At 42.9% G+C, this 22,719-nt stretch carries 19 protein-coding genes; 15 read left to right on the top strand and 4 right to left on the bottom strand.

What is annotated here, in order from left to right; translation table 11 throughout:
- The first annotated feature begins 92 nt into the window (after positions 1–92).
- The 8 genes from RMZ43_RS00810 (at position 93) to cofG (ending at position 6,812) form a co-directional block, all read left to right on the top strand.
- The gene (locus RMZ43_RS00810; protein ID WP_322646026.1) at positions 93–296 is read left to right on the top strand and encodes a hypothetical protein; all 204 of its coding nucleotides are present in this window, start codon (positions 93–95) and stop codon (positions 294–296) included.
- Between the two features lie 796 nt (positions 297–1,092).
- Entirely contained in the window at positions 1,093–1,347 is a 255-nt protein-coding gene (locus tag RMZ43_RS00805; RefSeq protein WP_152589587.1) for a SemiSWEET transporter, read from the top strand.
- A 171-nt stretch (positions 1,348–1,518) separates the two neighbouring features.
- A complete protein-coding gene (locus RMZ43_RS00800) occupies positions 1,519–3,165 on the top strand; it encodes a B12-binding domain-containing radical SAM protein (protein WP_322645716.1) in 1,647 nt (548 codons plus the stop codon).
- 11 nt (positions 3,166–3,176) lie between these two features.
- Positions 3,177–3,365, top strand: a complete 189-nt coding sequence (locus RMZ43_RS00795; RefSeq protein WP_012411100.1) for a CPXCG motif-containing cysteine-rich protein — start codon at positions 3,177–3,179, stop codon at positions 3,363–3,365.
- A 19-nt stretch (positions 3,366–3,384) separates the two neighbouring features.
- Positions 3,385–3,834 (top strand): SRPBCC family protein, encoded by a 450-nt coding sequence (locus RMZ43_RS00790; RefSeq protein WP_322645715.1) that lies wholly within the window; start codon positions 3,385–3,387, stop codon positions 3,832–3,834.
- A gap of 606 nt (positions 3,835–4,440) precedes the next feature.
- The gene (locus RMZ43_RS00785; RefSeq protein ID WP_322653668.1) at positions 4,441–4,632 is read left to right on the top strand and encodes a chlorophyll a/b-binding protein; all 192 of its coding nucleotides are present in this window, start codon (positions 4,441–4,443) and stop codon (positions 4,630–4,632) included.
- A 318-nt stretch (positions 4,633–4,950) separates the two neighbouring features.
- Entirely contained in the window at positions 4,951–5,712 is a 762-nt protein-coding gene (crtW, locus tag RMZ43_RS00780; protein ID WP_322653667.1) for a beta-carotene ketolase CrtW, read from the top strand.
- An 86-nt stretch (positions 5,713–5,798) separates the two neighbouring features.
- Complete coding sequence (gene cofG, locus RMZ43_RS00775) at positions 5,799–6,812, top strand: 7,8-didemethyl-8-hydroxy-5-deazariboflavin synthase subunit CofG (protein WP_322653666.1); 1,014 nt, start codon at positions 5,799–5,801, stop codon at positions 6,810–6,812.
- Here the strand turns inward: cofG and RMZ43_RS00770 are convergent, their stop codons facing one another.
- Complete coding sequence (locus RMZ43_RS00770; protein WP_322653665.1) at positions 6,813–9,404, bottom strand: chloride channel protein; 2,592 nt, start codon at positions 9,402–9,404, stop codon at positions 6,813–6,815.
- A 329-nt stretch (positions 9,405–9,733) separates the two neighbouring features.
- On the bottom strand, positions 9,734–10,792 hold the full coding sequence (locus RMZ43_RS00765) for a glycosyl hydrolase (RefSeq protein ID WP_322653664.1): 1,059 nt from the start codon (positions 10,790–10,792) through the stop codon (positions 9,734–9,736).
- 390 nt (positions 10,793–11,182) lie between these two features.
- Here RMZ43_RS00765 and RMZ43_RS00760 point away from each other — a divergent pair, with 390 nt between their 5' ends.
- Positions 11,183–13,102 (top strand): sensor histidine kinase, encoded by a 1,920-nt coding sequence (locus tag RMZ43_RS00760; protein ID WP_322653663.1) that lies wholly within the window; start codon positions 11,183–11,185, stop codon positions 13,100–13,102.
- 5 nt (positions 13,103–13,107) lie between these two features.
- Here the strand turns inward: RMZ43_RS00760 and RMZ43_RS00755 are convergent, their stop codons facing one another.
- On the bottom strand, positions 13,108–14,100 hold the full coding sequence (locus tag RMZ43_RS00755; protein ID WP_322645709.1) for a sugar-binding transcriptional regulator: 993 nt from the start codon (positions 14,098–14,100) through the stop codon (positions 13,108–13,110).
- A 101-nt stretch (positions 14,101–14,201) separates the two neighbouring features.
- The gene (locus RMZ43_RS00750; protein ID WP_322653662.1) at positions 14,202–15,002 is read right to left on the bottom strand and encodes an SDR family NAD(P)-dependent oxidoreductase; all 801 of its coding nucleotides are present in this window, start codon (positions 15,000–15,002) and stop codon (positions 14,202–14,204) included.
- Between the two features lie 147 nt (positions 15,003–15,149).
- Between RMZ43_RS00750 and RMZ43_RS00745 the strand changes: the two genes are divergently transcribed.
- From RMZ43_RS00745 to xylB, 6 genes are all read left to right on the top strand, one after another.
- A complete protein-coding gene (locus tag RMZ43_RS00745; protein ID WP_322653661.1) occupies positions 15,150–16,496 on the top strand; it encodes an ABC transporter substrate-binding protein in 1,347 nt (448 codons plus the stop codon).
- 81 nt (positions 16,497–16,577) lie between these two features.
- Positions 16,578–17,501: a carbohydrate ABC transporter permease gene (locus tag RMZ43_RS00740; RefSeq protein WP_322645706.1), complete on the top strand. Its 924-nt coding sequence runs from the start codon at positions 16,578–16,580 to the stop codon at positions 17,499–17,501.
- Position 17,502: 1 nt separating this feature from the next.
- Entirely contained in the window at positions 17,503–18,324 is an 822-nt protein-coding gene (locus RMZ43_RS00735; protein ID WP_322645705.1) for a carbohydrate ABC transporter permease, read from the top strand.
- A gap of 181 nt (positions 18,325–18,505) precedes the next feature.
- The gene (locus RMZ43_RS00730; protein WP_322653660.1) at positions 18,506–19,663 is read left to right on the top strand and encodes an ABC transporter ATP-binding protein; all 1,158 of its coding nucleotides are present in this window, start codon (positions 18,506–18,508) and stop codon (positions 19,661–19,663) included.
- A complete protein-coding gene (locus tag RMZ43_RS00725; RefSeq protein WP_322653659.1) occupies positions 19,620–21,107 on the top strand; it encodes a mannitol dehydrogenase family protein in 1,488 nt (495 codons plus the stop codon). The genes RMZ43_RS00730 and RMZ43_RS00725 overlap by 44 nt, the downstream gene beginning before the upstream one ends.
- 78 nt (positions 21,108–21,185) lie before the next feature.
- A complete protein-coding gene (gene xylB, locus RMZ43_RS00720) occupies positions 21,186–22,673 on the top strand; it encodes a xylulokinase (protein ID WP_322653658.1) in 1,488 nt (495 codons plus the stop codon).
- The last annotated feature ends 46 nt before the right edge of the window (positions 22,674–22,719 follow it).

Here is a 22,719-nt window from a genome sequence, read left to right as displayed (position 1 = left end):
AAATAGTAATCCTATATCAGCATAGTAATGTTTTAAAATCTGGATAGAAGCAAAATATTTTCCCTACAGTTTCTCCTCTTAATATTCCAGCTATGACTTCAAATGCCTACTTTAGCTATGTCGAAGACATCGCGCCAAAAAACACAATTCCTGCTCTGGAAAACGGTGACAGACTGACTCAAAGCGAGTTTGAACGCCGTTATCATGCGATGCCAGACCGAAAAAAAGTAGAATTAATTGAAGGAATTGTTTACATGGCATTTATCATAACAAGCATCTTTTCAATTTTTATCTGATTTCACTTGTTCAGGAGTTAGATTTCTAACTACGATAAAATTAGCACACATATATTTTTTAGATATTGAAAGCTCATCATATATCAATACGCTTGGGTTAAGCATCTCTTTCTTCTCTCTGCGTCGCGCCAGTTGCTTCAAGTCGGGAAGCCCGCCCAACGCACTGGCTTCTCTGCGTGTTGGCGATTCGTTAAAAAATTGATTTTGATAACACAGTTTTAGCCTTAACTGAACCGTATTGCATCATATATTTCATCACATAATGAAGGAAAACAGTAAATTTTGGCTGCAAGGTAACGCAGAGATTATATTACATTTACGATGTCGATGGATAGCTGGGTGTTGAGATAATTTTTGTAACTCTATTTTCGATTCTTTCCTTAATCCCAGCAGTGCTTGAATATTTTATCAAACAGAATTCAGAAGTCAGGAGCCAGAATTCAGTATGAATTCTGAATCGATTTAGCGGATGAATAAACGGGTCTAAAACCCCCTCCAAATCGGAGATTTGGAGGTATTCAATTCCTGCGCCGGTCTGAATCCCCGACTGATTAATTCTGACTGCTGAATTCTGACTTCTGAATTCTTCTTCAAAAATTTTACTGAAAGCTATGTTTTAGCGATCGCAAAGATATTCAGTATAGCATTGTCGCCTGTTTTTCCCAAATTTCAGAAAATCACGTTGCTCTTAAATAAAAAGTATTATTGGAGAACTGCCAATTACAAACTCTCAAGCAAAAATCAATTTATAAGTTGTTTAACCAATGAAAACTTTATTTTATAGGTTTGCATCGTAATGGATTTTCTGACAATTTTAGGATTAGCGGCTGCCACAATAACCACAATCTCTTTTTTACCACAGATGTTTAAAACGTGGCGAACAAAATCAGCAAAAGATGTTTCTATGGTAACGCTGATTACATTCATTATTGGTGTTTTTTTGTGGTTAATCTACGGAATTTATTTACAAGCCTTGCCAATTATTCTTGCTAATAGCGTGACATTGTTTTTTAACTTGATAATTTTATGGCTTAAAATCAAATATAGATAAAGAAGCCCTGGCGACTATAAATCTCGGCTAGACAAACTCTTGTCAGCCTGCGCGGACTAAAATCAAACCCACGTTCGCGTACCGTCTCGTAGAAAAGAGAAGGAATGGTTTTTGCCTGTGTAGGCGCGAATTCTATGAGACTCTATTATTTAAACACCCCTAACAACATCTGTGACATCATCTGTATTTACCTCTGAACACCTCCTTTTCACCCCCGCTAACCCAGATACCAACGCTATACCCATCATCTTCGCCTTTCCTAATGAGTACAGCGTAGGCATAACTAGCCTCGGCTATCAGGTAGTTTGGGCAACCTTAGCAATGCGTGATGATGTGCAGGTGAGTCGCCTGTTTACAGATACTCACGAACAACTCCCTAGAACCCCAGAAATTGTGGGATTTTCGATTTCCTGGGAACTGGATTATGTGAATATTCTAAATTTGCTGGAATCTTTAGAAATTTCTATTCTGGCAACTTCTCGTGACGATTCTCATCCGATAATTTTTGGTGGTGGGCCCGTTCTCACAGCGAATCCCGAACCTTTTGCAGATTTTTTTGATGTAATTTTACTCGGGGATGGCGAAAACCTCCTGGGAAATTTCATTGAGGCGTACAAAGAAGTGAGAAATGCTTCTAGACAAACTCAATTAAAAAGACTTGCACAAATCCCAGGAATTTATGTACCCAGTTTGTATGAAATCGAATATCACAGCATAGATGGTGCAGTAAAGTCAATTAAACCAATTTCTTCCGAAATTCCCGCAGTGGTGCAAAAGCAAACTTACAGAGGAAATACGCTATCGGCATCAACTGTAGTCACCGAAAAAGCCGCATGGGAAAATATTTACATGGTGGAAGTGGTGAGAAGTTGTCCAGAAATGTGCCGCTTTTGTTTGGCGAGTTATCTAACACTGCCTTTTAGAACAGCCAGTCTTGAAAGTTCATTAATTCCAGCGATCGCAAAAGGTCTAGAAGTCACAAATCGGCTAGGATTATTAGGGGCTTCTGTAACTCAACACCCAGAGTTTGAGACTTTACTAGATTATATTAGTCAGCCAAAATACGATGATGTCCGTCTCAGCATTGCTTCAGTGCGAACTAATACCGTAACAGTGCAGTTAGCAGAAACTTTGACGAAACGAGACACGCGATCGCTTACCATTGCAGTAGAGAGTGGTTCTGAGAAAATCCGGCAAATCATTAACAAAAAGCTGCATAACGACGAAATTATCCAAGCGGCGGTAAATGCCAAAGCTGGTGGATTAAAAAGCTTGAAACTCTACGGAATGGCAGGAATTCCCGGTGAAGAAGCAGAAGATTTAGAACAAACCGTGACGATGATGCGTAATATCAAAAAAGCTGCGCCGGGATTGCGGTTAACATACGGATGCAGCACCTTTGTACCCAAAGCACACACACCGTTTCAATGGTTTGGGGTGAATCGCCAAGCCGAAAAGCGGTTGCAGTTTTTGCAAAAACAGCTAAAACCACAGGGAATAGAGTTTCGCCCAGAAAGCTATAATTGGTCGATTATACAAGCTTTGTTATCGAGAGGCGATCGCAGAGTGTCCCAACTCCTGCAACTGACTCGTGACTTTGGCGACTCCTTGGGTAGCTACAAACGTGCTTTTAAACAACTCAAAGGACAAATCCCCGATTTAGATTACTACGTCCACGCCGATTGGTCAACAGAACAAGTATTACCCTGGAGCCACTTGCAAGGGCCTCTGCCACAGTCTACACTACTAAAGCATTTGGCTGAAGCTCAGAGTTATATCAACCCATCCCTCAAGGAACTACAGCCATTGAATTTATAGCTGAAAACTTGATGCAAAACACAGCCGAGTATTACTGCGCCTATTGCGGCGAACCGAACTTAACTTTTATTGACTTGAGTGCTGGAGGACAGCAATCTTATGTTGAAGATTGTCAAGTTTGCTGTAACCCAAATATTTTGTACGTGCGGGTTGATGAAGATACCCTAGATATCGAGATTGATACAGAATCCGAAAGTTGAATTTTAGGTTTTTCTTTCCATGCTGCACTTTAAACATTCCTCAGTAATTAATGCCCCACCAGAAGTAGTTTGGAAATTTCACGAAAGGGCAGATATTTTGCAACTGCTGAATCCACCTTGGCAGCCAGTCCAAATCGTTCGTCGTGAGGGGGGGCTGAACGTGGGCGCTATCACAGAATTTCGCCTGTTTCTCGGCCCATTACCCTTAACTTGGTTAGCGCGTCATACTGAATGTGAAAAATATCGCCTGTTTACCGACGAACAGATATCTGGCCCTTTTGAATCTTGGGTACATCGCCATGAATTTGAACCGGAAGCTGGTAAAACTAGGCTGACTGATGCTATTTCCTTCTCTATGCCCGGCGGAGGAACAGTTGAATTTGTCAGTGGTTGGTTAGTGCAAGTGCAACTAGAAGCAATGTTTCGCTATCGCCACTATGTAACGAAACGAGAATGTGAGTCACAATAGCAGAATGTACTGGTAGCAAAAATTAATTTTTCTGATTCTTCAACCCTTGCCGCGAAAGCCACTTTATTAAACAAGGGAACAACCCATACAAAACTTGGGGTATCGTCCAACTATTGCAGCTGTAATCAGTACCGTAGGAGTTATACTTTAAGTCTGAAAAACCTATTTACTGTTTCTTCATCTGTTTAATAACACTCTAGAAAACTTCTAACTTTCGTTAGATTTTTTGTCATGTATAAAATAGTTTTTCAGTGAAATTATAAGTTGTCATCAGCAGTTGTGTAGTAAAAATACCTCTGCTTCATAGACTAATAAAAGCTATAGGACTAATGTTTGATTTCTGAAAAAGCTCGGTACAAATTAAAAGCCTAATTCCCTATTCCCTATTCCCTACTCCCTACTCCCCACTCCCCGCCTACGGAGATAATTTTAAAAATCAAATACGATTCCTATATTATTGAACTTTTGTTAGATAAATATTTCCTAAACGCCTTAAAATCTCATTCTTTAGAGTTGCTTCTACTTTTAAACTAGAGACAGATAGCGCCAAATGAAAAGGTTAAGTAATATGAACAAAGTAATTAGCTATCTTAAGTAATTTTAACAATGGCGCTTTATCCTAGTGATAAAACTGAAACTGCATACAATGGTAAAGACCGCAATGCTGGCGATCTGGGGATAACTCCTCAGTCTGAACTTTGGAACGGTCGCTTGGCTATGATCGGTTTTCTAGCTTACCTGTTTTGGGATCTCAAGGGTTATAGCGTATTGCGGGACGTGCTTCACCTCGTTTCCTAAGTTTGCTGCTAATTATTGACCATCTTTGTTGCAGGCTTAGATTATATCTACAAGTATCAAGCAGAAAGCACTAGTTGTAATAAACACTAAGTTTGGCAGTATCTTTACTTGTTTTACTCAACCTTTCAACCGAAAACAGTTTTTAAAATAGCATCTACTTGTGTAATACTAGTTAAAGTATCTTAATATTTATACATATATATATTTTGAGCATTGTCCAGTGTAAAACATTGGCCACTAACAGATTTTCTCTGTTAATTGCTTTTTTCATGACTATATTTTTGGAATTTTCACCTGAATGCTAGGCGGAGTAAAAGCGTGATCCAGTTAGAAGAACCACCCAGTCATCCAACAAAACTGACTCCAGTAGTGAAAAGTAAATCTCAGTTTAAGGGGCTTTTCATTGCTATCATCATTATTAGCGCATGGGTCATTAGCCTGAGTTTATTACTTTCCCTTGACATCTCTAAGCTAAAATTTTGGATGTTATTGCCTGTAATCCTATGGCAAACATTTTTATATACAGGATTATTTATTACATCTCATGACGCCATGCATGGGGTAGTGTTTCCCCAGAACCCCAAGATTAATCATTTTATTGGGACATTAAGTTTATCTCTTTATGGTCTTCTACCCTATAAAAAGTTATTGCAAAAACATTGGTTACATCACCACAATCCAGCAAGTCAAATAGACCCAGATTTCCATAATGGAAAGCACAAAAATTTCTTTGCTTGGTATTTTCATTTTATGAAGGGTTACTGGAGTTGGGGACAAATGATTGCTTTGACGATTATCTATCACTTTGCTAATCACATCCTTCATATACCCCATGCTAATCTAACGAGTTTTTGGGTGATTCCCTCGCTCTTAAGTTCATTGCAATTATTTTATTTTGGTACTTTTATACCCCATAGCGAACCCATAGGAGGTTATATTCAGCCTCATCGTGCTCAAACGATTAGCCGTCCAATTTGGTGGTCATTTATTACATGCTATCATTTCGGCTACCACGAAGAACATCACGAATATCCTCATATTTCTTGGTGGCAGTTACCAGAAGTTTATAAAGCAAAATAGTTATTGTCTATCTAATATAATAGCAACAAAAATCACACGATAATCTATATAGTTTGAACAAAGCATTCTTTTAGATTATCTTACTTATGCCAATTAATAATTCTCGTCTTGTCACCTATAGCCCTGCTTATACAATCGTTCCTACTTACGAGTGCTTTAATCGCTGTAGTTACTGCAACTTTCGCAGCGAACCGGGTAAAAGTCCTTGGATGAGTATTTCAGATGCAGAAAGTATTTTAAAATCGCTTCAAAGCGAAAAAGTTTGTGAAATTCTTATCCTCAGTGGTGAAGTGCATCCCCATTCGTCAAGGCGTCAAGCGTGGTTTGGGCGGATTTTTGATTTGTGTGAATTAGCACTTTCAATGGGGTTTTTACCGCATAGCAATGTAGGCCCTCTGAGTTTTGAGGAAATGCAAAAGCTTAAGCGTGTAAATGTTTCGATGGGGCTGATGTTGGAACAGTTAACGCCAACATTGTTAAATACTGTACATCGGCACGCACCAAGTAAATTACCAGAAGTTCGTTTACAACAATTGCAATGGGCGGGAGAGTTGCAGATTCCTTTTACAACTGGGTTACTGTTGGGAATTGGAGAAACTGTAAATGATTGGTGGGAAACTTTGGAAGCTATTTCTAAATTGCATCAACGTTATCGTCACATTCAAGAAGTCATCCTGCAACCTCATAGTCCTGGACATCAGCAAACTTTTGATGCACCACCTTTTGATCCCCATGAATTACCAGAAGTAATTGCGAAAGCGCGTCAGATTTTACCGCCAGATATTACTATTCAAATTCCGCCCAATTTAGTTCAAGATAACTTCTGGATACTCGCTTGTATCGAAGCTGGTGCGCGAGATTTAGGTGGAATTGGCCCAAAAGATGAAGTGAATCCTGATTATCCTCATGTTCAAGAACAAGCATTAAGAGAAATTTTACAACCTGCTGGGTGGGAATTGGTGGCGCGATCGCCAGTTTATCCGCAATTTGATAGCTGGTTGTCGGGGGAATTACAAACAGCAGTGAAACGCTGGCGAAAAACTCTAACACCAGTTTCTCTTTTGTCAGAACAGCGAAGTAGAGATTTTCGTAATTCGTAATTAAGTTTTGACCATGATAACTGTACAATTACTCTTGCGAGAAATATTCTCTGCAATATTTCCTTGAATTGCCTGTTGTAGTAAACTTTCACGGCTAGCTCCCAGAACAATCACATCACTGTTGTCAAGTTTTGCACACTTAAGGACAGCATCAGAAACAGAATTGGCACGAACTGGAGTTGCCATAACTTTACCACTAACTCGGCGTTGCAGAAAGTGAACAGATTTATCTAGTAATGTTGTGTCAAGAATAGAATTAGTAGGCTGAAAAACCTGACATAACTTGATTTGAGGTGATGTACTTAAAGAAGCAAGAGCAGGTAATAACTTAATTGCTTGGCTAGAGTTAGGGCCGCCTGCCATTGGCAACAACCAACGGTCAAAAGCTCTTTTATCATCCAATTTCGCTAAAATAACATCACAAGGAGCCTGTCGAATTACTGTATCAACCACTCGGCTGAAAACTCTACCAGGAGTTGATGTACTGCCTTTCCAACCCATCAGTACCAAATCAATGTGTCGATCTTTGACAGTCTCCAAAATTGCCCCAGCAACATTATGTGTAACTCGGATTTGAGTGTGAACAGGAATCCGCCATTTCTCTCCTAATAATATTGCCTGTTGCAAAAGTTGAAGACTTTTGCTGATTTGCACTGGTGTTTCCGATGGGATGCGCCCAGATGGAACGATAATTACTTGTAGACATTCTATTTCGTAATTGCGATCTTTAGCGATCGCAACTGCCATTGCCAGTAAAGTCTCGGCTGTCTGTGGATGTGAGAGTGGTACTAGCAAACGTCCTTTTCCTGTAGCCGGAGCGCGAGTTTGGTAAACTACATAAGAAGGTGCTGATTTCGGTTCTATTTGTTCGCTATTACCACTGAGTCGCTCTGCTTCTACACGAATAATATCACTACGAGTAATAATTCCGATTAACTTCCGATTTTCTGTAACAGGTAAACAGCTTAGATGATAACGATTGAGTATATGCAGGACATGAGCTAGTGTAGCCGTGGGGGTTACTGTCACTGGCTCTGGTGTCATAATCTGGCTGATCGTTGTATCTTTTTCTAACTGTTGGGAAGCAATATTAACTAAATCTTTTTGAGTGACAATGCCAACAACTTTACCATTCTCTAAAACTGGAAAATTGCGATGGTGAGAGTGGGAAAATGCTTGTACTGCTTCATCAGTACTCATTTGACTAGAGAGAGTTTCCACACGCCTTTGCATCACATCTGCGGCACTCAGTTGTGCTAAAAGCCCCTCTGTGCTTGGCTCTTTGGTAATGTGAATCCCTTTCCACTCTAGTAGAAGGTCGTAGAGCGATCGCCGATCAATTTTTTCCGCGACTAAATAGGCAACCACAGAAGCAATCATTAACGGTAGCACCAGATTGAAATCAGTTGTCATCTCAAACACAATGACGACTGCTGTAATTGGTACTTTAGAGACGGCGCTAAAAAAAGCAGCCATGCCGACATGAGCATAAACTGTTGCAGCACTCATTCCCAGTAAACTGTGTTCGACAGCACCCACTAAGTAACCAAGGGCAGCCCCCAAAGCCAAGGTGGGAACTAGTAAACCTGCTGGCGCTCCAGAGCCGTAGGTAAAAATAATTAGGATAAACTGAACTAAAAGAGCGATCGCGGCAAATGACCAATTAGTATTACCTACAAGCAAAATTTCTCTTAGCCCAGCATGATCCCGAAAGGTAGCAGGTAACAAAGCGATCGCAATACCACTGACTAACCCAGCAATTCCAATTCGCCAGGGTAAACTCAACCTTACCAGGCGACGGTTAATTGCTAGACTCTCAAGAATGCCTTTATTAAATAGAATGCCTAGTAGTCCCGCCAGCACTCCTAAGATCAAGTAGAAAGGGATTTCCTGAGCAAAGAAAGTTGTATCGGGAAGACCTAAATTTAGATGATTCAGATCCAGGCTGTGACTACCATAGAGCCGGGAGATGACTGAAGCGATAAAAGAAGCCAAAATCGCAGTGCCAAGAGTAATACCTGATACATCTTGCAGTAATTCTTCCACTACAAAGAGTACACCTGCGATCGGTGCATTAAAAGCCGCCGCTAACCCAGCCCCGGCTCCGGCGGCGATGAGTTGCCGACGATGCTCTGGTGAAGTCGGCGCCCAATTACTCAGTTGATTTGCCAAGGCTGCCCCAATTTGGACAGTTGGCCCTTCCCGCCCTAAAGGCATTCCAGAACCCAGCACTAGTGTTGCGCTGATCAACTTCACCAAAGCAATCCGCAGATTTAACGGCATTGGTACGCGAGCCAATACGGCTTTGACTTCAGACATTCCACTACCTGATGCTTCAGGTGCAAAGCGCTCGACTAGCCAACCAGCTAAGATTCCTCCTATCAGTCCAATGCCTGGTAGCACCAAGTAGGCAGGCCAAAGGTAAGAAATATGGACTCGCAATGCGCCTGCCCAATCCACTGCCTGTCCTAACAGAACTGCCGCTAGCCCAGAGACAAGACCAATCAGGCAAGCTTCCACGAAAGCTAATCGCCTGGGTCGAAGCAGCTGACGCCAAAGCCTTAACCAGAGAATTTTACTCCGGGCTAACATATTTTTAACAATCACTTGTCATAAATGAAGGTATTTAACAATTCAAAATTCAAAATTAAAGACATTTCAGACAAGGATTTAAACCCCGATTGAAATGGGTGCTACATATAGATGTAGGGGTCTTAAACCCTTTAATTCACGATAAATGTCTGAAATATCTTATCGTTCACTTATCCATAGTGTTCCATAAAAAAATGAAATCAAAATGAATTTTTTCTGTATCTAAAGATAGATATGTACAGTAAGTGATTGCTCTGACCTGGTAGAGCGAGTAGTTAAGGAACTCCAAAAAATAAATTATCCAATTTCTGGACTTCACTACGACTTGACTATTCACCCCAACGATGCCATTGGCAAAAATCTGTTCCGGCACTTACAGCTAAACCAATTTGGTGCTGTGAAGATAGTTCATCGTGGCCACCTTCGTTTGCGCCAATGTAGTACATCCGAAAACTGCCATCATCCATTGCGACTACACAAGGTGTGCCTACAGCCCGTGCATCCCAACGACCAGAACCCTTTTGAGTATGGGAAAAGATAGAACCTCCAACTTGCTGTCCTAGATATTTTTGCCAATGAATCCCGTCGCTAGAAACAGCTAGACCTATGGAGTGATAACCATTGTTGTTAACACCTTCGTAGAACATTACGTACTGTCCCTTTATTTTCAGAACATTACGAGTACCAATGCCTCTCTCATCAAAACTGCCAGACTCACCTGCTTCTAAAATATGACCAACTTTTTGCCAATGAAAACCATCGGAAGACACAGCTAAACCGACCAAGAATCCTTTGTCAGGATTTAAGGTATGGTAGTAAAGTTTCCAGGTTCCATCATCATCACGCAAGACTTGTGGCCAGGCGCAAAATAGAGCATCAAACTCCCCTGCCTTGCCTAAATCGAGAAAAGCTCCTTGATAAATACCTTCCAACCGTACCCAATTTATGCCATCACGGGAGATAGCGCAGCCAGGGCGCATATTTAATCCTTTAGCTTTAAAGCCTCCCATTTCAACAACTGTGTGGTCTCCACCGAAATACCACATCCAATAAAGACCATCGTAGAAGTAGACATTGCTCACACCAACATGGGCTGAGTCAAACCGACTAGGATTTTGGTGAGGCTCAAAGACAGCCCCCATAGTTAATAATCCTTGGACGCGTTGCCAATGAATTCCATCAGCAGAAATCGCTAAACCACAACGACCAGTGGGCAAATTGATTTGCCGATCAAAAGACGCATCCCGACCGTAATACCACATCTTCCAAGTTCCATCGGGACAATACAAGACTTGTGGCGAAGAAACTCGTTCCGAATCCCACCAGCCTTCTGGGCCAGGCATCAAAACCAATCCTGGTTGATGATTTGGGGTTTTTGGGTGACTCATATCTAATCTAAAATCTAAAAAAGAAAATGTCTATAACTAGTAACTTGGTTAATATAGCAGTCTTAAATCATTTGTAAAAATTATATATCTCTTTCTCTTTCTTGTTTTTTGCCTTTGCGTCTATCATTTGGCAGACTTCGCCAATTTGGGTTAGAAAAAGCTGATTTTTGGGCAGACTACTTTAAAGAAATAGCTGATTTAACGTTGATCGAGTATGAATACAGCAGTTGCTTTTCAAAAAAGCAGGAGACAAAGGGCAGTAAACTCTTCTACCTTTAAATTACATAAGCTGGGTGGGCTTTTCGACCTAAGGCACATTAGATATTTTTTAGTTTATTCTTCCAGCAACATTGCCTTTGTTGTTAAATTTTAATTTTGAGCAAAGTGACGATGATCCTTAAATTACGCAGATGCTGGTTGAAAGTCAACCTCCGGCGGTATGTACCAATCAAAAAAAATTACTATTTATCGAAATGGCGATCGCGAAATTTACTATTGTTATCAATTGTGGTGATTTTGTCTATTAGCATTAGCGCCACAGCTATCACTAGTTATAACATTGTTAAGGGATTGTTGCTCGATAGTCTTAAGGAGCAAGCACTATTAAAAACATCCCAAGGTCAGGATGATATTGATAACTGGTTAGCCATTCGTAAGACAGAAATTAAGACTTTAGCAAATTCTCTTGTGGTGCGATCGCTGGATTTGTCTGCAATTCAACCTTACTTGCAATCTGAGGTAAAGCGGCTGCAAACGTTTTTACTTATGGCTTTGGCTACACCAGATGCTACATTAATTAATACTCATGGGGATCATCTTAATGTTAAAGATCGAGAATTTTTTAAGCGGAGTATGGTAGGTGAAACGGTAGCTGCCGATCCAATTATTGGCCGTACAACTAATCAGTTACAGATTCAGATTAGTTCGCCGATTCCTGCTGAGACAGGCACAAAGCCAGCAGGTGTATTAATGGGAGGAATTCCAATTAACCGGATAGTTGAGGTGATTAGTAATTTACATCAAGGTAAGGGCAGCTATGCCTTTGCCCTGAATTCTCAAGGAATTCCTATCGCCCATCCCAATATAAAACTAATTGGTACACCCGAAAAAGCTGCTCAAAGTTTCCTTAATTTGCCTAATCCCCAGTTAGTGGAAATTGCTCAAAAGATGGTAGCTAAACGCACAAATATTGAATTGGTTCAACTGGATGGTAGGTGGAGCTATGTTGCTTACACTCCCCTCAGAGAAGCAAATTGGTCGGTAGCGTTGATTGTGCCACAAGAAAATATTGAATCGCCATTGCAGGCGTTGAACCTGTTGGCTACAGTTTTGGGAGGATTGTTGGTGATTGGGTTGATCAGTGCATGGCGACAGGTGCAACTATATGAACAAATCCGCAATCGCGCCTTTGTTTTCAGTCAGCAGGCGCAGGAACTCAGCAAAACCTTGAAAGAATTGCAAAATACCCAAGCTCAACTTATCCATACTGAAAAAATGTCTAGTTTGGGACAATTGGTTGCTGGGGTGGCACACGAAATCAATAATCCTGCTAATTTTATTCACGCCAACCTCAATCATGCCAATGAATACAGCCAAAACATCCTCGATTTGCTAAAGCTTTATGAACAAACCTACCCAAATCCTACACCAGAAATTCGCGATCGCGCCCAAGACCTTGATATTGAGTTTTTAGCAGAAGATTTACCCAAGCTAATGGCATCGATGCAAGGGGGAACCAAGCGCATTCGTCAAATTGTGTTGTCGCTGCGTAATTTCTCGCGCCTCGATGAAGCAGACATGAAATTTGTAGACATTCATGAAGGATTAGACAACACTCTGATGATTCTGAACCATCGTCTGACAGCCACGCCCAATCAACCAGAAATTCAGATCGTTAAGAAATACGGTGATTTACCCCTAGTAGAATGCTACGCAGGGCAACTCAATCAGGTGTTTATAAATGTTCTAATGAATGCGATTGACGCACTTGAAGAAGCCAGCCAAAAGCGGAGTTTTAAGGATATTAAAACCAACACCAATCAAATTAAGCTTCAAACTCAAGTTGATAAATCAAGTCATTACGCGATCATTCAGATTTACGATAATGGTATTGGGATGTCAGAGGATGTCAAGCAACGGGTATTTGATTATATGTTTACTACTAAACCCGTAGGCAAAGGAATGGGATTAGGAATGGCGATCGCATATCAAATTGTTGTAGACAAACATGCAGGAATTATTGAAGTTGATTCTACACCAGGATGTGGAACAGAGTTTACTATTCGTATTCCTTTAACAAGTAAAAAGTAAACTTATTAAATCTTAGAAAGAATCGCTTGAGCAGCAGCTTCATCGGTAATCAGTCCTGTAATTAACTTGCCATGTAGAGCAGCCAAAATCGCCTCCGACTTTCTCACAGTGCCTGCCACACCAATAATGAGTCGATGAGCGGGTTGTTCGAGGGCTACACTGGCAACCCGACTGTTTGTCCCTTCTTGCAGCAATACTCCGCGATCGCTATAAGCCCAACCTGCAATTTCTCCGACTGCTCCTAGTTCAATCAACTCAGCCACTTCATCGTCATTGATGAAGCCGTCTTGATGTAACGGAGCATTCCAAGCAATATGACTAATTCCAACAAAAGTTACTTTGGCTTGCTCTGCAAGAGTTTTGACGGCGACAAACGATCGCTGAGTCTGCAAGAGTTCTCGTTCTTCGATGCTAGTCGCAACAACCGGAGTCGGCACTGGGTAAGCTTGAGAACCGACGCGATCGGATAAATGCATAACTACTTCGTGACGACCTGCACGCCCAGAATGAGACATATTTCCAATAATTGATACAATTTTATGCTGGGGTTGGTTCATTGAGGGTATCTGCTCCACCATTGTTCGCAATGTGCGACCTGATGACAACGCTAGTATGGTCGGAGTTTTAGCCATCAGGTAAGCCTCTAAATGGGTGGCAGCACATACACCAATTCCGTATAATGTATCACCACTACCTGCATCAGTTGGTACTACTTCACAAAGTGATAGAGCAAAGCGATCGCGTAACGACTCAGCCAGAGCAATGCATTCACTCAGGGGATGATCGAGTCGAAATTTAATCAATTTTTCACTGACTGCCAGTGCTACTAAGCGTTGTGCAGCTTGCCGGGACACATTGAGCTTGGCGGCAATTTCTTCTTGCGTATTGCCAGCGATGTAATAGAGCCAAGCAGCATGTGCAGCCAGGTCTAATTTGCGCGCCCTCAGAGGCAAGCCAGCTTTGCTGGCATCGCGCTGCTCTAAAAAAGGTTGTCCCATATACTACCTGCAAAAACTATGTCTCTATCAAAGGTATAATTGCATTATTTATACTATATGCCCAAAGAGATAATCTTTGCTCAATTATTTTTAAAATTCTATTATCCCCCAGTCACCTCCAAGTTAAACCCAGTAATGTAGCTTGCCTCTTCACTCATCAAAAACGCTACTCCATTTGCCACCTCTGACAAGCTTCCCAAACGTCGCATTGGTACTGAATTGATCATCTGTTGCTCAACTACTTTTGGATCGGTATCAAAGTATTGCGATCTCACTGCTGCTTGTAATTCTGTTTGTCTTGTCCACATAAAACCAGGGCCAATTAACGCAGGGGAGAGTGCATTTACCCGAATGCCGTAAGGTGCTAAGTCTTTTGCTGCCGTCTGAGTAATTCCAATGACAGCAAATTTAGAAGCAGCATAAGCCAACATATTTGGCGGCCCAACCACCCCTGCATAACTCGCCATATTGACGATCGCGCCTCCACCTGCATCGCGTAGTTGTTGTGCAGCCGCCTTGAGAATATGAAAAACGCCGACAACGTTAATGTTAATTACCTTTTGAAAGTCGTCTTCAGGATATTCGTCAGTCGTGGCAAACACTCCTTGATAACCCGCATTATTAAACACATAGTCAATCCGCCCAAGCTGCTTTACAACGCTAGTAAAAGCTTTGGCAACATCATCACTAGCTGTAACATCACAGCGAAACGTGCCAACTGGAACGTTGTAACCTTTTAGTTCCCCAGCCACATCTGCCATCTTCGGTTCATTCAAATCTAGCAGGGCTATTCCTGCACCATTGGCAGCAAAACGGTGTGCAGTTGCCTTGCCAATATCTCCTGCACCGCCAGTAATTAGGATCGTTTTACCTGCAAACTGATAAGTTGCTTTTGCTGTCATAGATTCAACCTCTTATTGAAGAATTGTTGCAAATGACCGTGATGGAAGTCAGATTGGTATGATTTCTATTATTGAGCTTTTGCCCAAAATTAGAGCATAAAATCAAAAATTTATTTCGTTCGGTTTTTACTTTAAAGGAGTTATGCGATGCGTATTCGCCGCTTCGCTAAAGTGGTAGCTGCATTTCTCGCTGGAGTGATGCTGGCGCAACTGCTATATGCTTGCTCACCGCGATCGCAAGCCGCAGAGAAAACTAAAGTGACGATTGCCACTGTAAATAATGGCGACATGGTGGTGATGCAAGGGCTTTCTCGGAAATTTGAAGAAGCTAATCCTGATATTCAACTCAGGTGGGTTGTGTTGGAAGAAAATGTGTTACGCCAACGCACAACTACAGATGCTGCAAGTCAAGGTGGGCAGTTTGATGTGATGACCATCGGTTCCTATGAGACACCAATCTGGGCTAGACGGGATTGGTTAAGACCCTTGGATCTAGGCGCAAACTATGACGTAAACGATTTACTCAAACCCATACGAGAAGGACTTTCCAACAACGGCAAACTCTATGCCGTGCCATTCTATGGGGAAAGTTCCATGCTCTACTACCGCAAAGACTTGTTTGAAAAAGCTGGGATTACGGTTCCTCAACAGCCAACTTATCCCCAAATGAGAGAATGGGCAAGCAAAATCCACGACCCAGCGCATGGGGTTTATGGTGTTTGCCTGCGCGGAAAACCTGGTTGGGGTGAAAACGTCGCATTTGTTTCCACATTGGTTAATACCTATGGTGGACAGTGGTTTGATATGAAGTGGCAACCAACGATCAATACTCCACCTTGGAAAGAGGCGATCGCCTTTTATGTCGATTTGCTTAACAAATATGGGCCGCCAGGAGCCAGTTCCAATGGATTTAATGAGAATTTAGCATTATTCTCAACGGGTAAATGCGGGATGTGGGTAGATGCAACCGTTGCTGCGGGGTTGTTATCCAATCCCAAAGAATCCCAAGTGTATAACAAAGTTGGCTTTGCTCGTGCGCCAATTGAAAAATATCCTAACGGCTCAAATTGGCTTTGGGCTTGGGCGCTAGCGGTTCCAAAAACCTCAAAATCACCCGAAGCAGCGCAAAAATTCGTTGCTTGGGCAACATCAAAAGAATACATTCAACTGGTTGCCAAGGAAAATGGCTGGGTTGCTGTACCACCAGGAACTCGGACTTCCACTTATGAAAATCCCAACTATCGAAAAGCTGCACCCTTTGCAGAAATCGTGCTGGCAGCGATCCAATCTGCTGATGTTACCCGTCCATCAGCACAACCAACTCCTTATAAGGGAGTTCAATATGTAGATATTCCAGAATTTCAGGCGATCGGTTCTTCAGTCGGGCAAACCTTGGCAGCAGCGTTAACCAATCGAACTTCGGTAGATCAAGCGTTGCAGCGATCGCAGAAATCGACTGAACGCTTCATGAAACACACAGGTTATATCGAATAATTCTCAGATGTTCCACGGCGATACCAACCCCAGAAACCCAGATTTAACCTGATTTTCTTAATTACGAATTACGAATTGCTTATGTCTTCTTCATTAGCGGTAAAACCTCAATCCGAAACACCACCACCAACCAAACAACGGACTACGCGGCAAGTGTCAACCTTACCTCTGGTTGCGCCTTCAGTCGTTGTCCTACTGCTGTGGATGATTGTGCCTCTGGTGATGACTATATGGTTTTCCTTTCAGCGTTATAACTTGCTGAATCCAGATGCACGGAAATTCATCGGCATTGAAAATTTCACTTTCATCCTCAGTGACTCAGCTTTATGGACATCGATCGCTATCACAATAGTTTTGGTTGTTTCCGTTTTAGCAATCACAATTGGTCTGGGTACATTACTAGCAGTACTATTTGACCAAGACTTTTATGGTCGTGGAGTGGCGCGGGTACTAGCAATCTCTCCATTTTTCGTGATGCCCACAGTTAGCGCCCTAATCTGGAAAAATATGCTGATGCATCCAGTGAATGGGCTGTTTGCTCAAATTACTAGAGGTTTGGGTTTAGGGGCAATTGATTGGTTTGCTAGCGTTCCCTTACTTGCCATCATTATTATTGTTTCCTGGGAATGGCTGCCCTTTGCTTTGCTGATTTTATTGACTGCAATTCAGTCACTCGATCGCGATCAGTTAGAAGCTGCGCGAATGGATGGCGCAAATGCGATCGCTCTATTTCGTTTCGTCATGCTACCGCATCTGAGCCGCGCCATTTCTGTGGTTGCCATGATTGAGACAATTTTCTTCCTGACCATCTTTGCTGAAATCTTTGTTACCACAGGCGGCGGGCCAGGACTTGCAACCACTAACCTTGCCTATTACATCTTCTTAAAAGCCTTGCTGGAATTCGATGTCGGCGGTGCATCAGCCGGTGGATTAATTGCCGTAATCCTTGCCAACATCGTGGCAATATTTTTGATGCGTAGTGTTGCTCGTAATTTGGATACTTAACATGGCACGTAAAACCTCGAAGATTTGGCTATGGACATTACTCGGCTGGCTTGCCGCTTGCATATTGTTTTTTCCAATTTTCTGGATGTTTCTCACCAGTTTCAAAACCGAAGTAGCAGCAGTTTCAACTCCGCCCCAGTTGTTTTTCCGCCCGACATTGGAGAATTATATTGCCATCCAAGACCGAGCAAATTATTTCAATTATGCGTTTAACAGCGTAGCGATTTCCCTTGGATCGACTATAGTCGCACTACTGCTTGCCGTACCTGCCGCTTACGCAATGGCATTTTTCCCAACGAAACGCACCAAGGGCACTTTACTCTGGATGCTGTCTACCAAAATGCTGCCACCTGTTGGTGTGCTAGTGCCAATCTACATTTTGTGTCGCAACGCCGGATTACTGGATACTCACATCGGTTTGATTATTATTTATACCCTGATTAATTTGCCAATCGTCGTCTGGATGATTTACAGCTTCTTCAAAGAAGTTCCCAAAGAAATTCTCGAAGCCGATCGCATGGATGGAGCAACCACACAGCAAGAACTTGTGCATGTGTTGTTGCCATTAGCAGTACCCGGAATTGCATCTACTGCCTTGCTTTCGATTATTTTGTCATGGAACGAAGCATTTTGGAGCTTGAACTTGACAACGGCAGATGCCGCCCCACTCACAGCCTTTATTGCTTCATTTTCCAGCCCTCAAGGATTATTTTGGGCAAAACTTTCCGCAGCGTCAACACTAGCGATCGCACCCATCCTCATCTTCGGCTGGCTGAGTCAACGGCAATTAGTCCGGGGTCTGACCTTCGGTGCAGTGAAGTAGAAGCCAGATAATCTTGTCTTCTTCTCAAAAACATCACAACTTTTCAAAAATTCACTGTCTTGACGCAAAAACCCTTTACAACTCTCTTACCTTTGCGCTCTTTGCGTACTTTGCGGTTCGTTCTCTTATTTCAAATCTTTGACACAATAAAAAAACTTAAACCCATTAATGGAAACAATTTATGTCAACAGTTGCTTTAAGAAATATCCATAAAACCTACGCCGACACAGAGATTATCAAAGGCATTAATCTCGATGTGGGCGATCGCGAATTTGTTGTCTTCGTCGGCCCCTCCGGCTGTGGAAAATCAACCTTACTCCGCATGATTGCTGGACTAGAAGAAATTTCCTCTGGCGATTTACTCATTGATGGGCAAAAAGTTAATGATGTGCCACCCGATAAACGCGGTTTAGCAATGGTGTTTCAAACCTACGCCTTATATCCCCACATGACAGTGGCAGAAAATATGGCCTTTAGCCTCCGACTTGCGGGTATGCAGAAAGCCCAGCGTTATGAAAGAGCGCGTGAAGTCGCTCGTATCCTGCAACTGGAGCCACTCTTGAACCGGAAGCCCAAAGAACTATCGGGAGGACAACGCCAACGGGTAGCGATCGGTCGTGCTTTGGTGCGTAATCCCAAAGTATTTTTGTTTGATGAGCCACTGTCCAACCTGGATGCATCATTGCGGGTGCAGATGCGGATTGAGCTTGCCAGTTTACATGACACCCTGCAAGCCACGATGATTTATGTTACCCACGATCAAGTTGAGGCAATGACCCTTGCCGATAAGATTGTGGTGTTACAGGGCGGCATCATCGAACAAATGGGTTCTCCCCTGGAACTCTACCATCATCCCCGCAATCTATTTGTCGCCGGATTTATTGGTTCGCCAAAAATGAACTTTATTTCGGTGACAGTTTCAGCCGTCAATGACTCTGGGGCAACAGTCAGACTGCCTGGTGACGCAAGCGTAACGATTCCGGTGAAGCCCAAAACCCTCTCAGTTGGGGATAGAGCAACATTAGGGATTCGTCCCGAACATCTGCGGCTCGATCGCAATAACCCAAGTGTGAATGGTGAAGTATTAGTTGTAGAGCGATTAGGCGGAGAAACCTTTCTCTACATCAAGATTGCGGGTGGCGAAACTATAGTTGTGCAAACAGACGGAGATAATCCAGCCAACATGCACGATTACGTTCCGATTTACATTAATGGTGAGCTTTGCCATCTGTTCGATCGCGACGGTGAAGCCATCCCTAAAGTTCATCGTCACCACCTAACCCAGAATGAATCCCATGAACAGCAATATCAGCACAGACTCAGCAATCAAGCTGAATGAAGCATCTCTGTCTCATTTAGGCAATAACGTTCGCGTACCCAATTACGATCGCCATCAAATTACAAACGGTATTGTCCATATCGGTGTGGGTGGGTTCCATCGCGCACATCAGGCTTTATACCTGGATAATTACTTTCATCAAAATCCCGATAGTGAATGGGGAATCTGCGGGGTTGGGCTACTAGAATTCGACAAACGGATGCGGGATGCACTGAAATCACAAGATTGTTTGTATACCTTAGTTGAAAGATCCCCAGCAGGCGATCGCGCTCGTGTGATTGGAGCAATTACAAAATATTTGTTTGCTCCAGATAACTGCCAAGCTGTGATTGACATCTTAGCAGATCCCAAATGCCGCATTGTTACCCTCACCATTACCGAAGGCGGCTACTACTATATTGAAGGTAGCGGTGAATTCGATACCAATCACCCAACAATCCAGTACGATTTGCAGCATCCTGATGAACCAATTGGAGTATATGGCTTTCTGACAGCAGCCCTTAATCGCCGCCGTCAACAAGGAATAGCACCGTTTACCGTGTTATCCTGCGATAATCTGCAAGGTAACGGTAATATTGCCCGCAAAATGTTAACCGCATTTGCCCAAATGCAAAACCCAGAATTGGGGCATTGGGTTGCTGAACAGGTGGCTTTTCCTAACTGCATGGTCGATCGCATTACCCCCGCCACAACCCCAGCAGATATCAAAATGGTGGCAGAGCAGTTTAACATCGATGATGCCTTTCCAGTTGTTGCCGAACCGTTTCTTCAGTGGGTAGTCGAAGACAATTTCAGCGCAGGTAGACCTGATTGGGAATCCGTTGGCGTTCAGATGACTAGGGATGTTCATCCATACGAGATGATGAAAATCCGGCTACTCAACGCCAGTCACTTGTTAATAGGCTATCTCGGCTCCTTGGCAGGTTATACATACGTTCATGAAGTCATGGCAGATCCATTGATTCGGCAAACCGTTGATAATTTGATGGCAGAAGTTACGCCCACACTCCAACCTGTACCAGGGATTGATTTAGATAATTACAAAAAAACTTTAATTGAACGCTTTGCCAATCCCAAGATTCGAGATCAACTCCCGCGTCTTTGCTTGAATAGCTCTGCCAAAATGCCAAAATTTGTTCTCGGCTCAATCCGTGACGCGCTGCATCAAGGAGGAGCCATTGATTATATGAGCCTAACTGTTGCTGCTTGGTTCCGTTACCTCAATGGAAACGATGACCAAGGCAATACCATTGCCATTGATGACCCAATAGCAGGTACTCTAACTCAACTAGCTCATTCCAGTGGTAGCGATGCCAAACCATTGCTTAATTTAACTGAGATTTTTGGCGATTTGTCCCAGTCACCGCTTTTTGTTGATGCAGTTACGAACCATTTACGCAGGTTGTATGAGTTTGGAGCTAAAGAAACATTAGTCAAAACTTAACCGGAGAGTGAAAGCTGCGAGCTTTGAAGGCGGAAGTTTCATTTCTGCCTTTTGAATATTAAGAATTTGGAGGGGCAATTGAGCGACATCGTAGTTGGCTTAGACTTGGGTACAGGAGGAGTAAGAGCGATCGCAGTTGATTTGCAAGGGCAAATTATCGCTCAGTCAACCAGAAGCTATCCCTTGTTAACTCCACAACCCGGTTGGACGGAACAAAACTCATCGGATTGGGTCGAAGCCAGTTTGGATGCTCTCTTCGATGTTACTCAACAGCTAAACGGACATCGGGCAATTGCCCTCGGTTTGTCTGGACAAATGCATGGTATGGTTGCTCTTGATGCGGATGGCAAAGCGATTAGACCGGCAATTTTATGGAACGATCAGCGCACAGGTAAAGCTGTTGCTGAGATTGAAGCCGCTATTCCCCGACAGGAGTTGATCCAGCGCACTGGAAATCTGGCAACTACAGGGTTTCAACTGCCGAAGCTTCTATGGTTGCGGACTGAAGAACCACAAGCATACACTCGGTTGTGGCAGATTCTTTTACCAAAAGATTATCTGGGATATGTGCTAACGGGCGAAGCAGTGACAGAACCATCTGATGCCTCTGGTGTCGGCTGTCTAAATCTGGCAAATCGACAATGGGATACAAATATTCTCCATACTCTTAATATTAATCCAGCGTTGTTTCCTCCGGTAATCGAATCTACTGCGATCGCAGGACGACTCAAACCAGAAATAGCCGCCCGCGTAGGATTACCAGCCGGATTACCCATAGTCGCAGGTGGAGGTGATAATGCCGCAGCAGCTATCGGTTTGGGCATCTCATCAAGCAACCTGAGCCGGGGTAGTTTGAGCATTGGCACATCGGGAGTGATCTTTGCACCGTGCGTAGGCGTAGCCCGTCGTAGACATCGCCCAATTCCCGATCCCGAAGGTCGGGTACATTTGTTCTGCCATGTGGATGGTGGCTATCATCTGCTAGGAGTGACGCTAGCAGCAGGTGGTTCTCTACGTTGGTATCGAGATACATTTGCCCCGCAGATATCCTACACTGATTTGATGGATATGGCAGAGCGATCGCAGCCTGGTGCGCGTGGTGTTCTATTTTTACCCCACCTTACAGGAGAACGAAGTCCCCATCTCGATCCAGATACTCGTGGCGCTTTCGTGAATTTGTCATTAGCTCATACACAAGCAGATATAACTCGTGCTGTGCTGGAGGGGGTTGCATTTAGCTTGCGATCAGCATTGGAGGTAATTAGTGCGATCGCTCCCCTCGCTCAACTTTTAGCAACAGGTGGAGGCGCACGCTCTCACATTTGGTTACAAATTTTAGCAGATATTTTGCAAACAAAACTCATAGCTCCCAAAGCCGAAGAAGGAGCTGCTTACGGGGCAGCTATTTTGGCAATGGTGGGGATTGGTGTTTACCCCAATTTAGAAACTGCACTCAAAATTTTACCGCAGGATAGTAATGTAGTACAGCCACAGGCAAATCTTTTATATGAAGCAGGTTTTAATCGCTACAAACTACTTTACGATATTCTGAAAGCTGTTCGTTGATATTGGACTTTTTACAAAAAATTTAAAAAAGCTAATACCCACTCTT

Origin of the sequence: Nostoc sp. CmiVER01, from assembly GCF_034531135.2 — a bacterium.
Classification (GTDB): Bacteria; Cyanobacteriota; Cyanobacteriia; order Cyanobacteriales; family Nostocaceae; genus Nostoc.
This window is presented reverse-complemented; position numbering and strand designations above follow the sequence as displayed.